This window comes from Kribbella sp. NPDC004875 (assembly GCF_042873375.1).
Classification (GTDB): Bacteria; Actinomycetota; Actinomycetes; order Propionibacteriales; family Kribbellaceae; genus Kribbella.
Map to the genome: position 1 here is coordinate 282,040 of NZ_JBIALI010000006.1, position 21,066 is coordinate 303,105.

Below are 21,066 nucleotides of genomic sequence, written 5' to 3' on the forward strand. Positions count from 1 at the left end.
GCAGGACCCCCAGCCACCCTCTAAGCTAAGCTGCTTAGTTGTGGCTGGACTGGATTTTGACGCGGAGCTGAAACAGCTCGACGCGACGATGACCTCGATCGAGAAAGTGCTGGATCTCCCTGCGCTGCGCAAGGAGATCGCCGAGCTCGGCGAGCAGGTCGCTGCGCCCGATCTCTGGGACGACCAGGCGAACGCGCAGAAGGTGACGTCGCGGCTGTCCAGTCTGCAGGCCGACGTGGAGCGGGTGACGAACCTGCGCAGCCGGCTCGACGACCTCGGCGTGCTGGTCGAGCTGGGCCGCGAGGAGAACGACGCGGACAGCCTGGCCGAGGCGGAGAAGGAGCTGGGTTCGGTCGCCAAGGCGATCCAGTCCCTCGAGGTCCGCACCCTGCTGTCGGGTGAGTACGACGAGCGCGAGGCGCTGGTGACGATCCGTTCCGGCGCGGGCGGTGTCGACGCCGCGGACTTCGCCGAGATGCTGCAGCGGATGTACCTGCGGTACGCCGAACGGCACGGCTACCCGACCGAGGTCTACGACACGTCGTACGCCGAAGAGGCCGGGATCAAGTCGACCACGTTCGCGGTCAAGGCGCCGTACGCGTACGGCACGCTGAGTGTCGAGTCGGGCACGCACCGGCTGGTCCGGATCTCGCCCTTCGACAACCAGGGCCGCCGGCAGACGTCGTTCGCCGCGGTCGAGGTGGTCCCGGTGCTCGAGCAGACCGACGAGATCGACGTACCGGAAGAAGAGCTGCGGATCGACGTGTACCGGTCGTCCGGTCCGGGTGGGCAGAGCGTCAACACCACCGACTCCGCGGTCCGGATCACGCACATCCCGACCGGGACCGTGGTCTCCTGCCAGAACGAGAAGTCCCAGCTGCAGAACAAGGCGAGCGCGATGGTCATCCTGAAGGCCAAGCTGCTCGCGCTGAAGAAGGCCGAGGAGCGGGCCCAGCTGGACGCGCTGCGCGGTGACGTCGCCGGTTCCTGGGGCGACCAGATGCGCTCCTACGTGCTGCACCCGTACCAGATGGTGAAGGACCTGCGGACGCAGTACGAGTCCGGGAACACGTCGGGTGTGTTCGACGGTGAGATCGACGAGTTCATCGAGGCCGGCATCCGCTGGCGCCGCACCGGCCAGACGGTTGCCGAGCAGAACTGACCTGAAGGCCGACTGCGCTCACTGCTTCGGCCTGTGCTGCGTCGCGCTGACCTTCAGCAGGTCGGCGGACTTCGCGATCGACAAGTCCGCCGGCGAAGCCTGCCCGAACCTCGACGACGACTTCCGCTGCACGATCCACACCAAGCTGCGCGCCAAGGGTTTCCCGGGCTGCACGGTCTACGACTGTTTCGGCGCCGGCCAGGAGATCTCGCGGCGCGCGGGTGCCAGTTGGCGGGAGCAGGACGGCCGGGAGATGTTCGCCGCCCTCCCGATCCTCCGCCAGCTCCACGAACTGCTCTGGTACCTGACGGAAGCCCTTGAACTCAACGAGGACGTTCAGCCCGCGATCGACCGCGTCGAGGCAGTCAGCCGTACGCCGGACCTCGCCACCGTCGACGTGATGGCCGAGCGGGCGGTCGTCAACGAACTGCTGCTCGCGACCAGCCGGCACGTCCGCGGCAAGCAACCCAAGAAGAAGGAACGCCGCGGCGCCGACCTGATCGGGGCGCGTCTGCGCGGCGCTGACCTGGCCAAGGCGAATCTCCGCGGCGCGTACCTCATCGGTGCCGACCTCCGCCAGGCCGACCTCCGCCAGGCGGACCTGATCGGCGCCGACCTACGGGACGCCGATCTGCGCGGCGCCGACCTGACGGGTGCACTGTTCCTCACCCAGGCTCAGGTCAACGCCGCGCGCGGCGATCACGCCACCAGACTCCCGAAGGCGGTCACGCGCCCCGCCCACTGGTCCGCAGCTGGTGCGTGACCGGCGTCATCAGCAATGAGATCGCGGTGATCGCGAGAGCGACAACTGCCATGGCCTTGCCGTGACCCCAGCTGGTACCGACCAGCGACAGGTACGCCGTGCCGACCGTGGCCGCGCCTAGAGCGAGACAGGTCTGTTGGCTGGTCAGCAGGATCCCGCTACCCAGTCCGGCCTGCGCCGGCGGTACCTGGCTGAGTACGACGCCGATCAGCGGCACCATCACCAGCCCGGACCCGAAGCCCGCGATCAGCATCGGAATTGCCAGCCGCCACGGGTCTACATCCGGCCAGATCGTCAGACCCACGGCGGCCAGCGCGGCGTACCCGACGGCCTGGATGATCCAGCCGCGCACGATCAGGCCGGCGCCGTACCGGATCTGCAACCGGGGGCCGTAGATCGAGGTGATCAGGAAGCCCACGGCCATCGGGAGCAGGCTCAGACCGCCTTCCAGTGGGGACATGTGGGCCTCGCCCTGCGTCGCGAGCGCGAAGACGAACATGAAGCCGCCGAAGGTGGTGAAGAACGCGACCGCCAGCAGGAGGCCGATCCGCATCGCGCGCAGGCGCAGTACGGTCGGCGGGATCAGCGGATGCCGGCCGGAACGCTCGGACCGGTGCTGGTGCACGCCGAGGACGGCGACGGCCGGCACGGTCGCCGCGAGGCAGAGCCAGGTCCACAGCGGCCAGCCCAGCGGACGGCCCTCGGTGAGCGGCAGGAGCAGCAGAACGAGCGTCAGCGCGAGCAGTGCGGCGCCGATCAGGTCGACCCGCTGCGCCCGGTCGGCGCGGGTTTCCGGCAGCAACCGAAGGGCGGCCGCGAGGGCCAGCAGGCCGACCGGGACGTTGACCAGGAACACGGACCGCCAGCCGAGGCCGAAGACGTCGGCCTCGACCAGGATCCCGCCCAGGATCTGACCGAGCGCCGCGGCGGCGCCGCCCGCGACACCGAACATGGCCATCGCGCGGGCGCGGTGCTCGCCGGTGAGCAGCGCGGAGATCGACGCCAGGACCTGCGGGGTCATCGCCGCGGCAGCCGCGCCCTGGACGACCCGCGCGGCCAGCAGTACGCCGATCGTCGGGGCGATCGCGCAGATCAGGGACATCACGGTGAAGCCGGTCAGACCGATCAGGAACAGGCGTTTGCGGCCGAAACCGTCACCGAGACGCCCGCCGACCACCAGGAGGGTGGCGTTCGCGATGCCGTAGCTGCCGACGACGAGCTGGAGCTCACCGGAACTGGCGTGCAGGTCGGACCCGATCGCGGGCAGGGCGACGTTGATGATGAAGAACGAGAGCATCGGCAGGAAGGCGCCGAAGAGCAAGGTGGTCAAGGCCACCGGCCCCAGCAGCGGCGCGGCGGCCTGCGGCCGGGCGGCGACCGGAGTGGTGGCGGCTTGGAGCTGGTCTGTCATGCGACCAGCCTGTGCGCACTTCGAGCCTGGTGGTGAGAGCCTGGTTATCCTATTACTCGCAGCACCTGGCACCAGGATCGATCCGTGCCCATGATGGAACCATGACCACTGTCCCAGCCGCCACCGACACTTCGCCACGGCCCGCGAGCCCTGCCCGCCGGAGCGTCGGCGACAAGGGACAACGGCAGCACGAGCTGGGCATGTTCCTGCGCAGCCGGCGAGAACGAATCCGGCCGGAAGAAGCCGGCTTCGCGCCGGGCGGCCGCCGGCGTACGCCGGGACTGCGCCGTGAGGAGGTCGCGCTGCTCGCGGGAGTCGGCGTCACCTGGTACACGTGGCTCGAGCAGGGCCGCGACATCAACGTGTCCGCGCAGGTGCTCGACGCGGTCGCCGACACGTTGCGGCTCGATCGCCAGGAGCGCAACCACCTCTTCACGCTGGCCGGGCTGCAACTCGGTCCGACGCGCGCCGAGTGCACGGTGCTTCCGGCGTCGGTGCAGAGGACGCTCGACGCGGTGACGCCGTACCCGGCGCTGGTGCTGAACGCGCGGTACGACATCCTCGCGTTCAACGAGGCGTACTGCCGGGTGGTGCTCGACCTGCGCGAGATCCCGCTGGAGGAGCGCAACATGCTCTGGGCGACGTTCGTGTCGCGGGAGTGGCGGTGCAGCTTCGTCGAGTCGGAGTCGATGAAGCTGCACATGGTCGCCGGCTTCCGCGCCGCGATGGCCGATCATGTCGGCGAACCCGCCTGGCAGGATCTCGTCGCGCGGCTGCTGGCCGGCTCCGAGCTGTTCGCGGAGCTCTGGGAACGGTATGAGGTGGCCGCGCCGAGCACCCGGATCAAGCTCCTGGAGAACGCGACCGCCGGCGTCCTGCGGATCGAGCCCGTCAACCTGTGGCTGTCGCAGCTCGGCCAGCTCCGGGCGACCGTCTATACGGCCGCCGACGAGGAGACCGAAGCAAAGCTCCGGCAGCTGACCGGAACCTCCGGGGTGGCGGCAGCCGTGCGGCCCGGCTGACGGGGCGGTCCAGCCGGGCCGGGGCCCCGGCCGCCGGGCAGGGCGGCCGGGGAGTCTCAGGTGACCGGGATGCCCGGATTGGTGAGCGCTTTGCCGCCGGTCATCGTGTTGCTGCTGTCGATCGTGACCTGGCAGCTGGACGCGTTGTAGTTGGTGATGTTGAACGCGTACCGGCCGCTCCCGGTGGCACCGGTCAGGTCGGACTTGTTGCCGCGGAACACCGTCCCGCAGCCCCAGCCGGACTGCTGGGTGTGCGTCTCATAGCCGTTGTTCGTGGTGTTCTTGCCGATGTTGTTCTCGAGCACGTAGTCGTTGCCCTTGACATCGACCCAGCTGTCGTCGAAGTTCGCGCCGGTCAGGCCGCGGCCGTCGAAGCTGTTGCCGGAGACCAGGCCGCCGGTGGTGCCCTCCTTGAGGTCGACCGCCTCGCCGCCGACGTCCGGGCCGATCGTGTTGCCGATGATCTGCACGTGGTCGGACTTGTCCGAGGTGCCGCCCGCGCTGCCGACGTACACGCCCTCGCCCATTCCGCGACCGTCGTTGCCGGTGTCGTAGATGCGCGAGTTCTTGATCACGCCGTACGTGCTGCTGTTCCGGAAGTGCACGCCTTCCATGTCCAGCCCGTGCACGGTCACGCCGTCGATCGTGACGTGGGTGGCGCTGTCGATCATGATGCCCTTCTGGCCGCCGGTGACGGTGATCCCGCGGACGGTCCAGTACGACGCCCCGTTCAGGTGCAGGCCGTAGCCGCCACCGGCGGTGAGGATCGCCTTCGCGGAGCCGGTCAGCGTGATCGGCTGCGAGGAGCTGCCGGAAACCGTTGTCTTGAAGTTTCCGGTATAGGTGCCATCGGCAAGCTTGATCGTGTCACCGGCCTTCGCGCCGGTGAGTGCTGCCTTCAGTTCGGCGGAGGTACTGACCTCGGTGACAGCCAACGGGGCCGGTGACAGCGCGGAGACGGCCAGTAGTGCGCCGGCCAGGAGCGAGTGGATCATGGACTTCCTCCGAGGGGCGTCGGGGAATCATTAGGAAGGTTTCCTAATAGTTCACGGAAACCTAGAGGAGATCGCAGAGTGTTGTCAACGGCTCACGCGGTGTGGCGGTCCGGCCAGGCGGACTTGAGGGTGGCGAGTGTGACGGTGATCGCCGGGCGGCGGGACGTGGTCGTCCGCCAGACGGCGTACAGGCGACGGCTCGGCGCGGGCTCCAGCGGTACGACGGCCACGCCGTCGGGGACCGGTCCGCGGCCGAGGCGGGGGAGCAGGCCGACCCCGATCCCGCGGGCCAGCATCGCGAGCTGGGTCTGGTACTCCGCGATCGAGTACGCGACCTCGGGCTCGACGCCCGCGCGGCGCATCGTGCGGATCAGCCACTCGTGACAGATCGAGCCGGCCGGCTGGCAGATCCAGCGTTCGCCGACGAGATCCTCCGCGCGGACGAACTCCTTGCCGGCCAGGCGGTGTGTGGCCGGTACCAGGACGTCGGCCGGGTCCACCCCGAGCTTCACCCGTGACAGGCCCTCCGGCAGGCTGAGTGGGGTGTTGTGCCAGTCGTGCACGATCGCGATGTCGATCTCGCCACGGTTGACCGCGGCAACGGCCTCGAACGGGTCGGTCTCGGTCACCCGGACGTCGAGCCGCTCCTGCTCGTCGATCAGCCGCGCGATCACGGGCGGCAGCAATCCACGGGCGGCCGTCGGGAACGCGGCGATGCTGAGCGTCCCGATCGCCTGGCCGCGCTGCTCCTCGAGCGTCAGTTCGGCGTCCTCGACCAGCTCGAGGATCCGCGCAGCGCTGGCCGCGAGCTGTTGTGCCGCGTCGGTCAGCACGATCCCGCGTCCTTGCCGCTCGACCAGCGTCGTCCGCGTCTCGCGCTCCAGTTTCGCCAGCTGCTGCGACACCGCGGACGGCGTGTATCCGAGCACCTCAGCCGCGCGGTTCACCGAACCGTGCTGCGCGACCGCGTGCAACGCCCGGAGCCGACCGAGGTCGATCATTTAGCACTCCTACATCGAAAGCGGTAGTAATCGGTGCTGGTCCTTAAGTGTACCGCCGCCGACACTGGCTCACATGAAGCCTCGTGACCTGCTCCTCGCACTCGCCGTCGTTGTCGTCTGGGGCATCAACTTCGTCGTCATCGAGGTCGGTCTGGAAGGCGTCCCACCGCTCCTGCTGTCCGCGCTGCGGTTCTTCTTCGCCGCCGTACCCGCGATCTTCCTGCTCGGCAAACCGCGGGTGCCCTGGCGGTACGTCGTCGGCGTCGGCCTCGCGCTCGGGGTGGCGAAGTTCGGCCTGCTGTTCATCGCGATGGATCACGGAGTCCCGGCCGGGCTGTCCTCGCTGGTGCTGCAGTGCCAGGTCATCTTCACGGTCCTGTTCGCGATCGCCGTACTGCGGGAGCGCCCGCGACCGGCGCAGCTGATCGGGATCCTGATCGCCTGCGCCGGCATCGTGCTGATCGTCCTCGACAAGAAGCTGTCGGCGCCGGTCGGTGCGCTGGCGCTGGTGATCGTCGCGGGCGGTTTCTGGGGCGTGTCGAACACGATCACCCGGTACGCCAAGCCGGCGGACACGTTGCGCTTCATGATCTGGGTCAGCGCCGTCGCCGTCGTACCGCTGCTGGTGCTCTCGCTGCTCACCGAAGGTCCGCGTGCCGATCTCGACGCGCTCCGGGGGATCACGCTGAGCGGCGTCGGCTCGATCGCGTACCTCGCTTTCGCGGCGACCCTGTTCGGCTTCGGCGTCTGGGGCTATCTGCTCCGGCAGTACGACGCCAGCACCGTCGCACCGTTCTCGCTGCTGGTTCCGATCGTCGGAATGTCCGCGGCCTGGGTACTGCGGGGCGAGGCCGTCGGACTGCAGCAGGGGATCGCCGCGGTGCTCGTGATCGGGGGCATGGCGTGCACGATCCTCCGCCGCCGTACCCCAGTCGCGGCAGCGTCGGCAGTCGGCCGTGTGAAGGTCGATGCGCAAGGATGAGTGAGTGGATGCACAACAAGTCAGCCGCCTGACCGCTCGATGGATCGCCGCGCTGCCCGGTGAGGACAGCACGGTGATCTCCGGCCTCGGCGTCCAGCCGTTGCTCGCGATGCTGGCCGAGGTCGCGGACGAGCCCGTCCACACCGAGCTCGCCGAGGCGGCCGGCGGGCGGTACGCCGGTCTGCTGCAAGCCCCCGAACTCCGGATGGCGCTGGGCTTGTGGACGCGACCGGAGATCGAACTGCAGGCGGGAGTGGATCGCTTCCTTCCACCCGAAGTGCGCGGGACGTTGACCGATGCGGCGGCACTCGACGCGTGGGTGGCCGAGCAGACCGGAGGGCTGCTCAAGCACTTGCCGGTCGAGCTGACGCCGGAGGTGTTGCTCGTGCTGGCGTCGGCGCTGGCGTTGAAGACCGAGTGGGAGCTGCCGTTCAATGAGTACCCGCGGGGCGACCAGCGGTGGCTGAGCCGTGTGGATGTCGACCTCGACACTCTGCAGGTGTACGAGACCGGCACAGGTCCACTGACCGTTGTGACTGTGCGTGGAGTCGGCGAATTCGACGTCCGGCTGGTCGTCGGTGACGGTGGGCGGGCGTCCGTGCTGACGGCTGCGCTGGAGCTCGACGGGGGTGCGGCGAGCGGGACCGACGTACTGGCCGCCGAACGGTCGGCGCCCGGCGTCGAGGTGATCGAGTCGATGTCGCCGACACCGACCGTCATCCTGTCCCTGCCGTACTTCGAGATTGACGCGGAGCACGACCTGCTCGAGCATCCGGACGTTTTCGGTCTGACTGCTGCCGCTGACCAGAACGCAGGGCATTTTCCCGGGCTGAGCCCGCAGCCGCTCGCGATCGACCAGGCCCGGCAGGCCGTGATGGCGCGCTTCTCCGCCACTGGGTTCGAGGCCGCCACGGTGACCGCGATGGCGATGGCGGCCGGGTCCGCGCTGATGCCCAACGGCAAGGCGCTCTACGTGTCACTCGAGCGGCCCTTCGGCTTCGTCGCCGTTCACCGGCCGACAGGTGTGCCGGTGGTCGCCGGCTGGGTGAACTACTCGTAGGGATTGACCGGCGCGCTGACCGGTTCGACCGACTCGACGGTGAGGGCGGCGACATCGCCGTCGACCCGTCTGGTCGGCTCGGCCCACTTGCCCGTCACGGTGACCCACTGGTTCTTCGGTGGTGCCGTTCGGCCACGGGCTTCGACCATGAACGCCGTACCGTCGGCGACGCAGCAGGTCAGGCCGATGCGGGTCACGTACCAGACGCCGTTCTTCGCCGGGGTGACGAAGCCGGTGAGCCGGAAGGAGTGGCCCTTCATCGTCTCCTTCTCCCACACCGCCCAGACGGCGTAGTCGCGGACCGCCAGTGTCTGCGGGCCGTACCCGTGCTCGGTCTGCCAGAACGCGTTCCCCTGCGGCTTGACCGGTTTCGCGGCGACCGGGGACTGGCGTTGGGCCGCGTCCGCGCCGAGCGCCGGCGGGTCGACGACGAGTAGCGCGAAGACCGGGATCAGCAGCAACCACGCGGCCCTCGGCAGACCGTGCTCGTGATGATCCTTCGTGCGGGTGCCGACGAGGACGTCGACGACCGCGAGCACGATCAGGATCACGCCGGCCGCGAGCAGCATCCACCGCATCCCGGGCTTCACGTACCGCAGGTACGTCCCCGAGGTCGCGAGCTGCACCACGGCGGCCCCGACGAACACCATCACGAGTCCGGCCAGGTTGCGCTTCACAACAACCACCACCCGACGAGCAGACTGGCCAGCACCGCCACGACGAACGTCGCCGGCGCGAATCGGACAGCGAACCTCGGCCCGAACGTCCCGGCCTGCAAGGCGATCAGCTTCACGTCCACGATCGGCCCGACCACCATGAACGCGAGCCGCGCGGTCAGCGAGAACTGCGTCAGGCTCGCCGCCACGAACGCATCCGCCTCCGAACAGATCGCCAGCAGTACGGCGAGCAGCCCGAGGATCAGCACCGACAGCAGGAGATTCCCCGCCACGTGATCGAGCCACGCCCGCGGCACCACCACATTCAGCGTGGCCGCGGCGGCCGCTCCGATCACCAGGAACCCACCGGCGTGCAGGAAGTCGTGCAGCATCGCGGACCGGAACACGTCGAACCTGCCGGCGTCGTGCGCATGCCGGTTCTTCGGCATCTTGAGCCACGACCCGCCCTTGCCGGTGAGCAACCACAGCCACCCGAGTGCCATCGACACCGCGAGCGAGGCGACGGCCCGCGCGACCACGACCTTCGGCTGCCCGGGGAACGCGACCGCCGTCGACGCCAGCACGACCGGATTGATCGCCGGCGCGGACAACAGGAACGCGATCGCGGCGGCCGGCGTGACCCCGCGGCTCATCAAGGCGGCCGACACGGGGACCGAGGCGCACTCACAGCCGGGCAGTACGACGCCGGACGCACTGGCAACCGGTACGGCGAGGGCCGGGTGCCGGGGGAGCGCCTTGGCGAAGAACGATGCCGGGACGAACGCGGTCAGCGCGGCCGACAGCAGGACGCCGAGGACGAGGAACGGCAACGCCTGGATTGTCACGCCGACGAACATCGTCGCCCAGGTGCGGATCCCGTCGTCGGTGAACCACCCGGCGAACAGCCGCCGCCCGAACAACGCCGTACCGACCAGCAGGACCAGGGTCGCGGTGAACGCGATGGAGGACCCCGAGGTCTCCTCCTTGGCCGTCGTCATGCCGGAATGCTGGCAGAAACACACTGGAAATGAAAATCACCGTCGGATCGAGTCTCCAGCCCATCACGACCCCGTGGACGGCGCGATCGCCCTGCCGGCGGGCACGTCGAGTGGCGATTGTGATGGCCTGGGCGTCCGGGCGTGGCACTGTGGGGACATGGACGCCAACGTGGTGCGCGCAGTCAACGACCTCACCACTCGCTGGGCGAGCTCGCTGCCGGCGGGGAACTCTGTCGTTTCCGGACTCGGGCTCTGGCCGCTGCTCGCCCTGCTGGCCACCGCCGCCGACGAGCCCGGTCGCACGGAGCTGGCGGCTGCCACCGGCATGAGCGCCGACACCGCCGCGACCGATGCGATCCGGCTGATCGAGGCGATCGAGAACTCCGCCGACCTGCAGGCCGCGCTGGGTGTGTGGGTCAGTGAGAACCTCAAGCTGGCCGAGTCCTTCGACAGCGTGATGCCCGCGCCGCTGGTCGGCCTGCTGACCGGCAACGCGAGCGTCGACAAGGCGAAACTCGATGCCTGGGCCGCCGACCACACCGACGGCCTGATTCCCGAGATGCCGCTCGAGATCGACAACGACGTGCGGCTCGTGCTGGCCTCGGCGTTGCTGCTGCGCACGACCTGGGTCCGCCCGTTCACCGAGCAGATCCGCCGGGTCCACGACGGTGCCTGGGCCGGCTCGTGGCACTGGCTCGAGCGCACGGACACCGACCTCGACACGGTCCGGCGCTACGAACATCCGTCGGCCGCATGGCTCACCGTCGCCACGGTCGCGGGCGATGCCGACGTCGACGTACTGCTCGGGATCGCGCAACCGCAGACCCCGCGGGCCGACGTACTGGCGGGGCTGCTGGACGCTGCGGCGCGGCCCGGTGACGGCGTGCCCGGGAGTGCGCTGATCGAGCAGGGTGAGGCCGGCGCGGAGGTCGCGCCGGGCGTGCGGATCGGCCGGACGACGGCGCCGAAGCCGGATGTGACGCTGTCGGTGCCATCGTTCGGCATCGAGGTCGAGCACGATCTGCTCGAGTCGCGGGAGCTGTTCGGGTTGAGCGCGGTGATGTCGGATCCTGGCGAGCAAGGGCACTTCAGTGCGCTCAGTCCCACGCCGCTGCGGGTCGGTCAGGCGAAGCAGAAGGTGCTCGCGCGGTTCTTCGCGACGGGATTCGAGGCGGCGGCGGTGACCGCGATGGCGATGACCCGGGCCGCGATGGTCACGCGCCGGCATCCGCGGCTCGAGATGTCGCTGGACCGGCCGTTCGCGTTCACCGCCGTACTGCGGGATTCGCGGCTGCCGATCGTGACGGGCTGGGTGGAGACGCCTACTGAATCGGGAGCGTGAACAGCCGGTTGAGCAGCGCGGACGCCTCGTCGACGCCCGCGCGATCACCGGTCAGCAGCAGGTCGAAGAGCAGTCCACGTGAGGCGGCCAGACCGAGCCGCGCGTACGCCGGTGCCTCGGCGGGCGGGATGCCTGCCCGGATGCACAGGTCGGTCAGCGGCGGCAGCCAGACGTTGATCAGGTCTGCCTTCAGCGACTCGGTGTGCGGCAGGTCCTGCATCGCGTGGGCGCTGAGTTCGAAGAACAGCGGACCGTAGACCAGCGCGGCCTCGGTGACGCGACGCCAGAACTGCTCCGCCTGCTCCTCGACCGGAAGATCCGACAGCGCGGCGAGCAGGTCACGTTGCTGCTGCTCGACCGTGCGCACCACTTCGGCGAGCAGACCCTCGCGGGAGCCGAAGTGGTAGATCAGCATCCGGTGACTCGTGCCGATCGACGACGCGATGGTCCGCAGACTCGCGTCGCCGATCCCATGCTTGGCGAAGTGCTCGACGGCGTCAGCCAGCAGACTCGCTCTGCTCACTGGCCTCCTTCAGCTTCTCGGTCTCGGTGGCGATGTAGCGCTTGGTGAGACCCGCGTACAGCCTGCCGAACAACCAGCCGAGCGGGCCTTCCTGGATGATCGTCGCGGTCGCGACCGTGCCCTCCGGCGTACTGATCACGCGGTGGCCGCCGGTGGTCTTCACACCGGGGGCCTTGGAGACCCACTCGAAGTACTCGCCGTCCTCGAACTTGGTGACCTCCCAGACGGCGACCGGGAGCTTGGGCTGGCGGAGCCGGGTGCGGGCACCGAGGTGCAGGCGGCCGGCGTCCAGCCGCTCGACGGAGTCGACGGTCGGGGTCCAGTCGGGCCACCGCTCGACGTTGCTGAAGACCTCCCAGACCCGCTCGGGCGGAGCCTGGATCGTGGTCGAGTGATCGAAGCGCATGTACCAAATGGTACATGGACCTCCACCACTCACCAACGTGCTTTTCCGCCGGTCACCCGACCGCTGCTGAGCGTGAGCACTGGGTAAAACCGGACCCTTGGTGAGTGCTGGGGGTCCGGGGTGCCGGTAGGGTCTGAGGCCATGGCTGACCAGAACGTCCCGCAGAACGTGGAGAACGAGCAGGACCCGGGCGCGAGCACGCAGATGTTCCGTGCCTTCGTCAACGAGGGTGCGACCGAGCCGAAGACCGAACCCAAGCTGAACGGTCGCATGCTCGCGATCGTCGGCGCCGCGGTCATCCTGATCGCCGTCGTCGCTGCCATCGCCGTTCTCTGAGTTGACCGACCTCCCGGTCGAGGTCGTCAGGGTCTTCACCGACCCGGACGGCCGCTTCGGCAACCCGCTGGGCATCGTCGACGGCCGTCTCGTCCCGGACGCGGACCGGCAGCGCGTGGCCGCCGAGCTCGGCTACAGCGAGACGGTGTACGTCGACGACGCCGCCACCGGCACGCTCCGTATCTACTCCGCCACCGGCGAGATGTCGTTCGCCGGTCACCCGACCGTCGGCGCCGCTGCCTGGCTCCACAGCCAAGGTCACCCCGTCGACACCCTGAACGTCCCGGCTGGGTCCATCCGTGTCACCCGCTCCGGTGATCTCTACGCCGTTCGAGCCGACACCAGCTGGGGCAGTGCCTGGGACTGGCACCGCCTCTCTTCTCCCGAGGAGGTCCTGGCCGCCGACCCCACGTCGTACGACGCCGGCCACACGTTCCTCTGGGCCTGGCAGGACGAATCCGCAGGCGTCATCCGGGCGCGCGCCTTCGCTCCGGCCATGAATGTCGTGGAAGACGAGGCCACCGGCTCCGCCGTCACCCAGCTCACCGCGCACCTCGGCCGCGACCTCCTGGTGGTCCAAGGCGCGGGTTCACATCTCCACACCACCCACGAACCGCCGGCCCACGCCACCGTCGGCGGCCGCGTGCTGGCCGCCGAGTCACGCACCATCAGGATCTGATCGCGGTTCGCGGCATCCGTTGACGCGTGATAGGCGGCGGATGGAGCATGGGGACTTGGCTACTCGGGGAGGTCTGGTGGCGGACGTTGTCAGGGCTGCACTCGTTCAGACGTCGTGGACCGGTGACAAGGAGTCCATGATCAAGGCGCACGAGGACTACGCGCGGCAGGCGGCCGCCGCGGGCGCTCGGGTGATCTGTTTCCAGGAGCTGTTCTACGGGCCCTACTTCTGCCAGAAGCAGGACGCCGAGTACTACGAGTACGCCGAGTCCGTCCCGGGCCCGACGACCGAGCGGTTCGCCGCGCTCGCGCAAGAGCTCGGGATGGTGATGGTGCTGCCGGTGTACGAGCAGGAGCAGCCCGGCGTGCTCTACAACACCGCCGCCGTCATCGATGCCGACGGCACCTACCTGGGCAAGTACCGGAAGAACCACATCCCACAGGTGAAGGGCTTCTGGGAGAAGTTCTACTTCCGCCCCGGCAACCTCGGCTACCCGATCTTCGACACCGCGGTCGGCCGGATCGGCGTCTACATCTGCTATGACCGGCACTTCCCGGAGGGCTGGCGGGCGCTCGGTCTGGCCGGCGCGAAGATCGTCTTCAACCCGTCGGCGACCAGCCGCGGACTGTCGGCGTACCTGTGGAAGCTCGAGCAGCCCGCGTCCGCGGTCGCGAACGAGTACTACATCGGCGCGATCAACCGGGTCGGCATCGAGTCCGAGTTCGGCGACAACGACTTCTACGGTACGTCGTACTTCGTCGACCCGGAGGGCAAGTTCGTCGGCGACGTCGGGCACGACCACGATCCGGAACTGATCGTCCGGGACCTGGACCTCGGCCTGCTGGACACCGTCCGCGACCGCTGGCAGTTCTACCGCGACCGCCGGCCCGACGCGTACGGAGACCTGACGAAACCGTAGACACACAAGGGGACCGCATGTCTTTGCTCGTCAAGGGTGGAACCGTCGTCGGACCGACCGGGACGCGGGTCGCGGACGTGCTGGTCGAGGGCGAGAAGATCGTCGCCGTCCTCGATCCGTCGTTCACCCCGGCGATCACCGCGAACGAGGTGATCGATGCCACCGGCAAGTACGTGATCCCGGGCGGGATCGACGGGCACACGCACATGGAGATGCCGTTCGGCGGGACGTCGGCGAGCGACACGTTCGACACCGGCACCCGCGCCGCGGCGTACGGCGGGACCACGACGATCATCGACTTCGCGATCCAGCGGACCGGTGAGGTGGTGCAGGACGGGCTGGCGGCCTGGCACGCGAAGACCGCGGGCGAGTGTCACATCGACTACGCGTTCCACATGATCCTCGGGGGTGTCGACACCGACGCTCTGAAGGCGATGGACCAGTTGGTCGCGGACGAGGGCATCACGAGCTTCAAGCTCTTCATGGCCTACCCCGGGGTCTTCTACTCCGACGACGGCCAGATCCTGCGGGCGATGCAGACCGCGCGGGAGAACGGCGCGCTGATCATGATGCACGCCGAGAACGGGATCGCGATCGACGTGCTGGTCCAGCAGGCGATCGCCCGCGGCGAGACCGACCCGATCTACCACGGCATCACCCGCCCGGCCGCGCTCGAGGCGGAAGCGACGAACCGCGCGATCGCGCTCGCCGAGGTCGCCCAGGACTGCCCGCTGTACATCGTCCACCTGTCCGCCAGCGAGGCCCTCGCGAAGGTCGCGGAGGCGCGCGACCTGGGGCGCAACGTGTTCGCGGAGACGTGTCCGCAGTACCTCTACTTGACGTTGGAAGACCAGCTCGGAGCGCCCGGGTTCGAGGGGGCGAAGTGGGTCTGCTCGACGCCGCTGCGCAGCAAGCACGAGTCGCACCAGCGGGACCTGTGGAAGGGCCTGCGGAACAACGATCTGGCGATCGTGTCGACCGACCACTGCCCGTTCTGCATGAAGGACCAGAAGGAACTCGGCCTCGGCGACTTCTCGAAGATCCCGAACGGGATCGGCGGCGTCGAGCACCGCGTCGACCTGGTCTACCAGGGCGTGGTGGACGGGAAGCTGTCGCTGGAGCGCTGGGTGGAGACGATCGCGACCACGCCGGCCCGGATGTTCGGGCTCTACCCGCGCAAGGGCATCGTGCAGCCCGGGTCCGACGCCGACCTGGTGATCTACGACCCCGACGGTACGACGCGGATCGGGGTCGCGACGCACCACATGAACATGGACTACTCGGCGTACGAAGGGGTGGAGATCGCCGGCCGCGTGGGCACCGTGATCTCGCGTGGCGAGGTGATCGTGACGGACGGCAACTACCACGGCCGGAAGGGCCGCGGGAAGTTCCTGAAGCGCGGTCTGTCGTCTTATCTGATGTAGGGGGATGGTGTGGACTTCGGTGTGGTGTTCCAGTGTGATCCGCCCGCGTCCACGGTGGTGGAGCTGGCCCGGAAGGCGGAGGACGCCGGGTTCGGCTACGTGTGGACCTTCGACTCGCACCTGCTCTGGCAGGAGCCGTTCGTCATCTACAGCCAGATTCTCGCGAACACGCACCGGGTGATCGTCGGCCCGATGGTGACGAATCCGGGGACGAGGGACTGGACGGTGATCGCGTCCCAGTTCGCGACGCTGAACGAGATGTTCGGCAACCGGACGATCTGCGGGATCGGCCGGGGTGACTCGGCGCTGCGCACGCTCGGCGCGAAGCCGGGCACGATCGGGGAGATGAAGCAGTGCGTCGAAGTGGTGCGCTCGCTGGCCCGCGGCGAGACCGTCGAGTACCGCGGTCAGCAGCTGAAGTTCGCCTGGGTCGACGACGGCGCGCTCGAGGTGTGGGTGGCGGCGTACGGACCGAAGGCGCTCGCGGCGACCGGCGAGGTCGGCGACGGGTACATCCTGCAGCTCGCCGACCCTGACATCGCGGAGTGGATGATCACCGCGGTACGTCGTTCCGCGGAGCAGGCCGGCCGCGATCCGATGGCGATCAAGTTCTGTGTCGCGGCACCGGCGTACGTCGGGGACGACCTGGCGCACCAACGCGAGCAGACCCGCTGGTTCGGCGGCATGGTCGGGAACCACGTGGCGGACATCGTGGCGCGGTACGGGACGAATGGCGCCGTGCCGCGGGCGTTGACCGACTACATCGAGGGGCGTAAGGGGTACGACTACGCCGAGCACGGGCGGGCCGGGAACACCCACACCGACTTCGTGCCCGACGAGGTCGTGGACCGGTTCTGCATCCTCGGGCCGGTGGAGAACCACCTCGCCCGGCTGGCCGAGCTGAAGGAGCTCGGGGTCGATCAGTTCGCGCTGTACCTCCAGCACGATGCCAAGGAGGAGACGCTGGCGGCGTACGGGAAGGACGTCATCCCTGTCGTTCAGGGAGTCCAGCGGTAGGCGCCGGGGAGCAGGTCCGTGGCGAGGACCGAGCCGGGGCCTTCCGCTGCGGGCAGGATCACCCGGATCCCGGGGTGGTAGTCGATCAGGATCTGGCGGTCGCGGCCGCACGGGCCGAAGATGCCTCGCCCTTCGTTGCCGACGGCCACGATCGTGGTGAGTTCGCGGGCGCCTTCGGCACGGGCGCGGCCGAGCGCGACGAGTTCCGCGCACGGGCCGCCGGTGAAGTGGTACAGGTTGATCCCGGCGTACATCCGGCCGTCGGCGCCGCGGACCGCGGCGCCCATCGTGTACACGCCGTCAGGCCCGTCGGTGTTCGCGTCGACCGTCCGGCGGGCCAGCTCGATCAGCTCGTGGTCGTCGTCGGTCAGTGGGCGCAGGTCGAGTGTCATCCGGTGATCCGCTGCAGTTCGGCCTCGGTGACGGACTTGACGGTCTTGATCTCCGTGGCCGGGTCGGCGCCGCTGCGAATGATCTTGCTCAGCGCGTCGGAGTACGCCGTACTCGCCTTGGGGGACCAGAGCATCGGGTTCTGCGGCCGGCCGTTCTCGTTCAGCAGCTTGACCGCGTCGGCGCCCGGGCCGGACTTCAGCTTCTCCGCCTTCGCCGCGAGACTCTTCCGGGCCGGGACGTGGAAGCCGTACGACTGCGCGAAGTCGAGCTGGTCGTCGGTCTGGCCGACCCACAGCCACTGGGCGTACTTCTTCGCGGCGTCGATGTTCTTCGACTTCGCGTTGACGCAGGCGCCGTACGCGCCGACCGGGACACTCGGCGCACCGGTGGTCGCGTTCAGCTTCGGCCACGGGAGTACGCCGTAGTCGCCGGGCAGCGCCTTCTCGATCACCGGCAGCGTCCACAGGCCGGTGAACTGCATCGCGGTCAGGCCCTGCGTGAACGCGGACGGGTCCGACCAGTCGGTCGGTGCCCCGAGCAACAGCACCTTCGCGGTCCAGAACTCGCGCAGCTTGGCCAGCGACTCGAACGCCTTCGGGTCGTCGAAGCCGAACTGGTTGTCCTTGGTCAGGTAGTCGAGACCGGCCGACCAGAGCGCCGGTCCACCGAGCACACCGACCCCGCCGTCGTTGCCGACGAACAGGCCCTTGACCTTGTCGGTGGTGAGCTTCTTCGCCGCGGCCAGCAGTTCGTCGACGGTCTGCGGCGGCTGTACGCCGACTGCGCTGAGCAGGCTCTTGCGGTACACGAGCAGCTGCATGTCGATGACCTGCGGGATGCCGTAAAGCTTGCCCTGGTAGGACATCCGCTCGAGCAGCGCCGGGTTGAAGTCGTCCTTGGCGTCGCCGAGCAGGTCGGTGACCTCGACGACCTGCTTGGCCTTGATCATGTCGATCGTCGGGCCGTTCGGGTACTCGAACACGTCCGGGCCCTGATCGGTGAGCAGTGCCGTCGAGGCCTTCTTCTCGTAGTCACCGGGCGACCATTGAATCGTCACGGTCGCGTCCGGATACGCCTTCGCGTACTTCTCCACCGCCTGCTGCGTACCGGCCTCGCCGTACTGGTGGTACCACTGCTGCAGCGCCGGCTTGTCGCCACCGCCACCGCCACCGCCAGCTCGCCCGGTGTTCGAGCCGCACCCGGCCACAGCCATCGCCGCGAGTCCCGCGCCGATCCCCAGAACCTGCCGCCTGCTGACTCCCGCACCCATCACGCCGTCTCCGTTCCGCGCGGTCCCACAGCCCGCGCACCCTGCAGACCCTACGACCGCGGAGGCCCAGCAGCCCGGCATTTCCAGCCGTCGAGAACGTCTTGGCGTATGCTGACGCGCATGTTCTCCCCTCGTGACTAGAGACGGCTCCCGCGCCCCGCGCGGTCGAGCCCATCCGTCCTGGATCTCTAGGTCGTGTCTGGCAATTCCCCGCCTACTGCGCGGCACTCGGCACGGCACCTCGCTGCACGTGAGCAAAGGCCACGATGCTCCGCATCGAGACCTTCGCTCCCGCGCACCGAGCCACCGCACCGAGCACCTGCTCGCTACGGCGCGGAATTGCCAGACACGACCTAGTCCCTGGGAGTGTTCCCGTGTCCGGCACCACTCGTGCCGGGAGCTACCGTGACGTCCTGCTGCTGCCGTCGGCGTTGCGCACTTTCGTGCCCGCGCTGTTCGGCCGGCTCGCGTACGGTCTGCTCCCGTTGTCTCTGCTCCTCTCCGTCCAGCGGTCCACCGATTCGTTCGCGACCGCGGGCGCCGCGGTCGCCGTTTTCGGCCTCTTGTCCCTGTCGATGCCTTACAAGGCGCGACTCGTCGACCGATTCAGCCAGCGTCGGGTGCTGCCAGTCCTCGCGGCCGGCGCCGCAGCCGGTTTGCTGCTCATCGGTACGGCGAGTTCCGCCGTACTGCCACTCGTCGGGGTGACCGGTCTGCTCGCACCGCCCCTCGGGCCGTCGATGCGGTCGAACTGGCGGTTGCTGACCGACGGGTCGGCACTCAAGGAACGTGCGTACGCCCTCGACGCGGTCGCCGAGGAGTGCCTGTTCCTCGGCGGGCCGTTGATCGCCGGCCTGTTGATCAGTCTCGTTTCAGCGCCCGCTGCCCTCGGCTGCTCGGCGGTCTTGCTGTTCCTCGGGACGCTGGCGATGGTGACGAGTCCGGTCGCCACGCACACCGCGGCGGCATCACCGTCCCGGCACCCGCTCGGTCCGCTCGTGATCCCCGGACTGCGACGGATCCTGCTCGTCGTCATGGTGACCGCGTCAGGTATCAGCATCGCCTACCTCTGCGTGGCCGGCGTCGCGCAGCGCGCGGGTCATCCGGGCGCGGCCGGGTACGTCGAGGCCGCGATCGGACTGGGCAGCGTGACGGGCGGGCTGCTCTGGGCCCGTCGGAGCCACACCCGCTCCTGGGCGGTGCATCTTGGCGGGTTGATCGCCGTACTCGCGACCGGTCTGCTCGTGGCCTCGCTCGTGACGGACCTGGTGGCACTCGGGGTCGTCATGGGAGCCGCGGGTGCTGCCGTGGCGCCGCTGTTCGTGGTGTCGTATCTCGCGGCCGACGAGGTCACACCGGCGTACCAGCGCACCGAGGCCAGCACGTGGATCAACACGGCCAACAACCTCGGCTCCGCGGCCGGGGCCGCGCTCGCGGGGCTGGCGATCGAGCGGACCACGCCGTCGCGGGGATTCCTCGGCGGCGGTGTCCTGCTCGTCCTGGTCGCAGCGGCTGTTGGTGCGTCAGGCGTCCGACAGGCGCGCGATCGTCGCTGACGCCCGCCGGACGATCGGCACCGGGCCGGCGGGGAGAACGTCGCCGACGAAGGCGTAGTGCTCCAGGACGCCGGGGTCGACGTCGCCGGGGCGGTGGCGGCTGTGGTCACGCACCCAGTCGATGATGTCGCCCCACCCCGGCGCGGCGAGCGAGCCGCCGAAGTGCTGGACCGAGAGCCCGGCGCACAGGTTGCTGAACGCCAGCCGGTGCGCCAGCGGCCACCCGCGCAGCGTCCCGAGCACCAGCGACGCCAGGAAGACGTCCCCGGCCCCGGTCGGGTCGTACGACCGCACCGGCAGCGCCGGCACCTGCTCCTCCTCACCGGTCGTCGAGTCGATCGCGAGTACGCCGTCGGCGCCGTTCGTCACCACCGCGAGCGGAACCCGGTCGGCCAGCTTGTGCAGCGCGGCCTTCGGAGTGTCGGTCCGGGTGTAGGCCATCGCCTCGGACGCGTTCGGGGTGAACGCGTGGAAACCCTCGAGGACGTCGAGCACCGCGGGCGACCACTCGTCCGTCGGGTCCCAGCCGACGTCACCGAACAGCAGCGCGCCGGACTCGCGGGCCTCGACCGTCCACCCGGGCAGCTCCTCGGCGACCGGCACGATCGCCGAGCGGGTCTTCAGACCGGGACCGACCAGCTTGCTCGGATCGCCCGGTGCCTCGTGCGCGTGGGTGACCATCGCGCGGTCCCGGTCGATCGACATCGAGATCGTGACCGGCGAGTGCCAGTGCCCGATCCGCCGCGAGTGCGACAGGTCCACGCCCTCCTGGTCGGCGAGGGTGCGCCAGCAGAAATCGGCGTACGCGTCGTCGCCGAAGACCGCGGCGAGCCCGGTGTTCAGACCGAGCCGCGCGGCCGCGATCGCGAAGTTCGCGACGCCGCCCGGGCACGACCCCATGCCTTCGGCGAAGATCTCGGTCCCGGTGGTCGGGGCGGTCTCCAAGCCGGTCATCACGATGTCGAGGAACACAGTCCCCTGTACGAACACGTCGTACCGGTCCGCTTGGTCCGTCACGGTGACACTGCTCCTTGTCATCCTGGGCGTCAGCCTGGGCGTCAGCCTGGGCTGTCGGTGCCGGGTGGAATGCTTCTTCGTAACATCATCGGCCGGTCAAGACCACGGAATTGGGAGAACGCGTATGAGCCCCG

At 69.1% G+C, this 21,066-nt stretch carries 22 protein-coding genes; 12 read left to right on the forward strand and 10 right to left on the reverse strand.

Annotated features, from left to right (window positions below; genetic code table 11):
* Positions 1-40: 40 nt before the first annotated feature.
* Both prfB and ACFYRH_RS31800 read left to right on the forward strand, forming a co-directional pair.
* The gene (prfB, locus tag ACFYRH_RS31795) at positions 41-1,162 is read left to right on the forward strand and encodes a peptide chain release factor 2 (protein WP_387783046.1); all 1,122 of its coding nucleotides are present in this window, start codon (positions 41-43) and stop codon (positions 1,160-1,162) included.
* Positions 1,146-1,925, forward strand: coding sequence for a pentapeptide repeat-containing protein (locus ACFYRH_RS31800; protein ID WP_387783048.1), 780 nt, complete (start codon positions 1,146-1,148; stop codon positions 1,923-1,925). Before prfB ends, ACFYRH_RS31800 begins: the two co-directional genes overlap by 17 nt.
* On the opposite strand, the gene ACFYRH_RS31805 is transcribed toward ACFYRH_RS31800, so the two are convergent.
* Complete coding sequence (locus ACFYRH_RS31805; protein WP_387783050.1) at positions 1,888-3,336, reverse strand: MFS transporter; 1,449 nt, start codon at positions 3,334-3,336, stop codon at positions 1,888-1,890. The genes ACFYRH_RS31800 and ACFYRH_RS31805 overlap by 38 nt on opposite strands.
* A 101-nt stretch (positions 3,337-3,437) precedes the next feature.
* Here ACFYRH_RS31805 and ACFYRH_RS31810 point away from each other — a divergent pair, with 101 nt between their 5' ends.
* The gene (locus tag ACFYRH_RS31810; RefSeq protein ID WP_387783052.1) at positions 3,438-4,358 is read left to right on the forward strand and encodes a helix-turn-helix transcriptional regulator; all 921 of its coding nucleotides are present in this window, start codon (positions 3,438-3,440) and stop codon (positions 4,356-4,358) included.
* 56 nt (positions 4,359-4,414) lie between these two features.
* On the opposite strand, the gene ACFYRH_RS31815 is transcribed toward ACFYRH_RS31810, so the two are convergent.
* Positions 4,415-5,353, reverse strand: coding sequence for a right-handed parallel beta-helix repeat-containing protein (locus ACFYRH_RS31815; RefSeq protein ID WP_387783054.1), 939 nt, complete (start codon positions 5,351-5,353; stop codon positions 4,415-4,417).
* 92 nt (positions 5,354-5,445) lie between these two features.
* Positions 5,446-6,354 (reverse strand): LysR family transcriptional regulator, encoded by a 909-nt coding sequence (locus tag ACFYRH_RS31820; protein WP_387783056.1) that lies wholly within the window; start codon positions 6,352-6,354, stop codon positions 5,446-5,448.
* Between the two features lie 73 nt (positions 6,355-6,427).
* Here ACFYRH_RS31820 and ACFYRH_RS31825 point away from each other — a divergent pair, with 73 nt between their 5' ends.
* Together ACFYRH_RS31825 and ACFYRH_RS31830 are read left to right on the forward strand one after the other, a co-directional pair.
* Complete coding sequence (locus ACFYRH_RS31825) at positions 6,428-7,336, forward strand: EamA family transporter (protein WP_387783058.1); 909 nt, start codon at positions 6,428-6,430, stop codon at positions 7,334-7,336.
* A 4-nt stretch (positions 7,337-7,340) separates the two neighbouring features.
* Entirely contained in the window at positions 7,341-8,396 is a 1,056-nt protein-coding gene (locus ACFYRH_RS31830) for a serpin family protein (protein WP_387783060.1), read from the forward strand.
* On the opposite strand, the gene ACFYRH_RS31835 is transcribed toward ACFYRH_RS31830, so the two are convergent.
* A complete protein-coding gene (locus tag ACFYRH_RS31835) occupies positions 8,387-9,073 on the reverse strand; it encodes a TIGR03943 family putative permease subunit (RefSeq protein ID WP_387783062.1) in 687 nt (228 codons plus the stop codon). The genes ACFYRH_RS31830 and ACFYRH_RS31835 overlap by 10 nt on opposite strands.
* Positions 9,070-10,050 (reverse strand): permease, encoded by a 981-nt coding sequence (locus tag ACFYRH_RS31840; protein ID WP_387783064.1) that lies wholly within the window; start codon positions 10,048-10,050, stop codon positions 9,070-9,072. Before ACFYRH_RS31840 ends, ACFYRH_RS31835 begins: the two co-directional genes overlap by 4 nt.
* Positions 10,051-10,207: 157 nt before the next feature.
* Here ACFYRH_RS31840 and ACFYRH_RS31845 point away from each other — a divergent pair, with 157 nt between their 5' ends.
* Entirely contained in the window at positions 10,208-11,392 is a 1,185-nt protein-coding gene (locus ACFYRH_RS31845) for a serpin family protein (protein WP_387783066.1), read from the forward strand.
* Here the strand turns inward: ACFYRH_RS31845 and ACFYRH_RS31850 are convergent.
* Both ACFYRH_RS31850 and ACFYRH_RS31855 read right to left on the reverse strand, forming a co-directional pair.
* Positions 11,373-11,915 (reverse strand): TetR/AcrR family transcriptional regulator, encoded by a 543-nt coding sequence (locus ACFYRH_RS31850; protein ID WP_387783068.1) that lies wholly within the window; start codon positions 11,913-11,915, stop codon positions 11,373-11,375. The genes ACFYRH_RS31845 and ACFYRH_RS31850 overlap by 20 nt on opposite strands.
* Positions 11,890-12,321 (reverse strand): SRPBCC family protein, encoded by a 432-nt coding sequence (locus ACFYRH_RS31855; RefSeq protein WP_387783070.1) that lies wholly within the window; start codon positions 12,319-12,321, stop codon positions 11,890-11,892. The genes ACFYRH_RS31850 and ACFYRH_RS31855 overlap by 26 nt, the downstream gene beginning before the upstream one ends.
* A 141-nt stretch (positions 12,322-12,462) precedes the next feature.
* On the opposite strand from ACFYRH_RS31855, the gene ACFYRH_RS31860 reads away from it, so the two are divergent.
* From ACFYRH_RS31860 to ACFYRH_RS31880, 5 genes are all read left to right on the forward strand, one after another.
* Entirely contained in the window at positions 12,463-12,657 is a 195-nt protein-coding gene (locus tag ACFYRH_RS31860) for a hypothetical protein (RefSeq protein ID WP_387783072.1), read from the forward strand.
* A 1-nt stretch (position 12,658) separates the two neighbouring features.
* Entirely contained in the window at positions 12,659-13,336 is a 678-nt protein-coding gene (locus ACFYRH_RS31865; protein ID WP_387783074.1) for a PhzF family phenazine biosynthesis protein, read from the forward strand.
* A 76-nt stretch (positions 13,337-13,412) separates the two neighbouring features.
* On the forward strand, positions 13,413-14,255 hold the full coding sequence (locus tag ACFYRH_RS31870) for a nitrilase-related carbon-nitrogen hydrolase (RefSeq protein ID WP_387783076.1): 843 nt from the start codon (positions 13,413-13,415) through the stop codon (positions 14,253-14,255).
* 17 nt (positions 14,256-14,272) lie between these two features.
* Positions 14,273-15,679, forward strand: a complete 1,407-nt coding sequence (gene hydA / locus ACFYRH_RS31875) for a dihydropyrimidinase (RefSeq protein ID WP_387783078.1) — start codon at positions 14,273-14,275, stop codon at positions 15,677-15,679.
* A 9-nt stretch (positions 15,680-15,688) separates the two neighbouring features.
* Positions 15,689-16,696, forward strand: coding sequence for a TIGR03842 family LLM class F420-dependent oxidoreductase (locus ACFYRH_RS31880; protein WP_387783080.1), 1,008 nt, complete (start codon positions 15,689-15,691; stop codon positions 16,694-16,696).
* Here ACFYRH_RS31880 and ACFYRH_RS31885 read toward each other — a convergent pair.
* Both ACFYRH_RS31885 and ACFYRH_RS31890 read right to left on the reverse strand, forming a co-directional pair.
* Positions 16,678-17,088, reverse strand: coding sequence for a cytidine deaminase family protein (locus ACFYRH_RS31885; RefSeq protein WP_387783082.1), 411 nt, complete (start codon positions 17,086-17,088; stop codon positions 16,678-16,680). The genes ACFYRH_RS31880 and ACFYRH_RS31885 overlap by 19 nt on opposite strands.
* Positions 17,085-18,359 carry an ABC transporter substrate-binding protein gene (locus ACFYRH_RS31890; RefSeq protein WP_387783084.1) on the reverse strand — a complete coding sequence of 425 codons (1,275 nt, stop codon included), beginning with the start codon at positions 18,357-18,359 and terminating at the stop codon, positions 17,085-17,087. Before ACFYRH_RS31890 ends, ACFYRH_RS31885 begins: the two co-directional genes overlap by 4 nt.
* Positions 18,360-18,733: 374 nt before the next feature.
* On the opposite strand from ACFYRH_RS31890, the gene ACFYRH_RS31895 reads away from it, so the two are divergent.
* Positions 18,734-19,915 carry an MFS transporter gene (locus tag ACFYRH_RS31895; protein ID WP_387783086.1) on the forward strand — a complete coding sequence of 394 codons (1,182 nt, stop codon included), beginning with the start codon at positions 18,734-18,736 and terminating at the stop codon, positions 19,913-19,915.
* On the opposite strand, the gene ACFYRH_RS31900 is transcribed toward ACFYRH_RS31895, so the two are convergent.
* Positions 19,883-20,932 carry a carbohydrate kinase family protein gene (locus ACFYRH_RS31900; RefSeq protein ID WP_387783088.1) on the reverse strand — a complete coding sequence of 350 codons (1,050 nt, stop codon included), beginning with the start codon at positions 20,930-20,932 and terminating at the stop codon, positions 19,883-19,885. The genes ACFYRH_RS31895 and ACFYRH_RS31900 overlap by 33 nt on opposite strands.
* Between the last annotated feature and the right edge of the window lie 134 nt (positions 20,933-21,066).

Bases quoted from the DNA above. Each gene is read 5' to 3' on its own strand.
- ACFYRH_RS31805 (WP_387783050.1), bottom strand. From the start codon at position 3,336: ATGACAGACCAGCTCCAAGCCGCCACCACTCCGGTCGCCGCCCGGCCG.
- ACFYRH_RS31810 (WP_387783052.1), top strand. From the start codon at position 3,438: ATGACCACTGTCCCAGCCGCCACCGACACTTCGCCACGGCCCGCGAGC.
- ACFYRH_RS31815 (WP_387783054.1), bottom strand. From the start codon at position 5,353: ATGATCCACTCGCTCCTGGCCGGCGCACTACTGGCCGTCTCCGCGCTG.
- ACFYRH_RS31820 (WP_387783056.1), bottom strand. From the start codon at position 6,354: ATGATCGACCTCGGTCGGCTCCGGGCGTTGCACGCGGTCGCGCAGCAC.
- ACFYRH_RS31825 (WP_387783058.1), top strand. From the start codon at position 6,428: ATGAAGCCTCGTGACCTGCTCCTCGCACTCGCCGTCGTTGTCGTCTGG.
- ACFYRH_RS31840 (WP_387783064.1), bottom strand. From the start codon at position 10,050: ATGACGACGGCCAAGGAGGAGACCTCGGGGTCCTCCATCGCGTTCACC.
- ACFYRH_RS31845 (WP_387783066.1), top strand. From the start codon at position 10,208: ATGGACGCCAACGTGGTGCGCGCAGTCAACGACCTCACCACTCGCTGG.
- ACFYRH_RS31855 (WP_387783070.1), bottom strand. From the start codon at position 12,321: ATGCGCTTCGATCACTCGACCACGATCCAGGCTCCGCCCGAGCGGGTC.
- ACFYRH_RS31860 (WP_387783072.1), top strand. From the start codon at position 12,463: ATGGCTGACCAGAACGTCCCGCAGAACGTGGAGAACGAGCAGGACCCG.
- hydA (WP_387783078.1), top strand. From the start codon at position 14,273: ATGTCTTTGCTCGTCAAGGGTGGAACCGTCGTCGGACCGACCGGGACG.
- ACFYRH_RS31885 (WP_387783082.1), bottom strand. From the start codon at position 17,088: ATGACACTCGACCTGCGCCCACTGACCGACGACGACCACGAGCTGATC.
- ACFYRH_RS31890 (WP_387783084.1), bottom strand. From the start codon at position 18,359: ATGGGTGCGGGAGTCAGCAGGCGGCAGGTTCTGGGGATCGGCGCGGGA.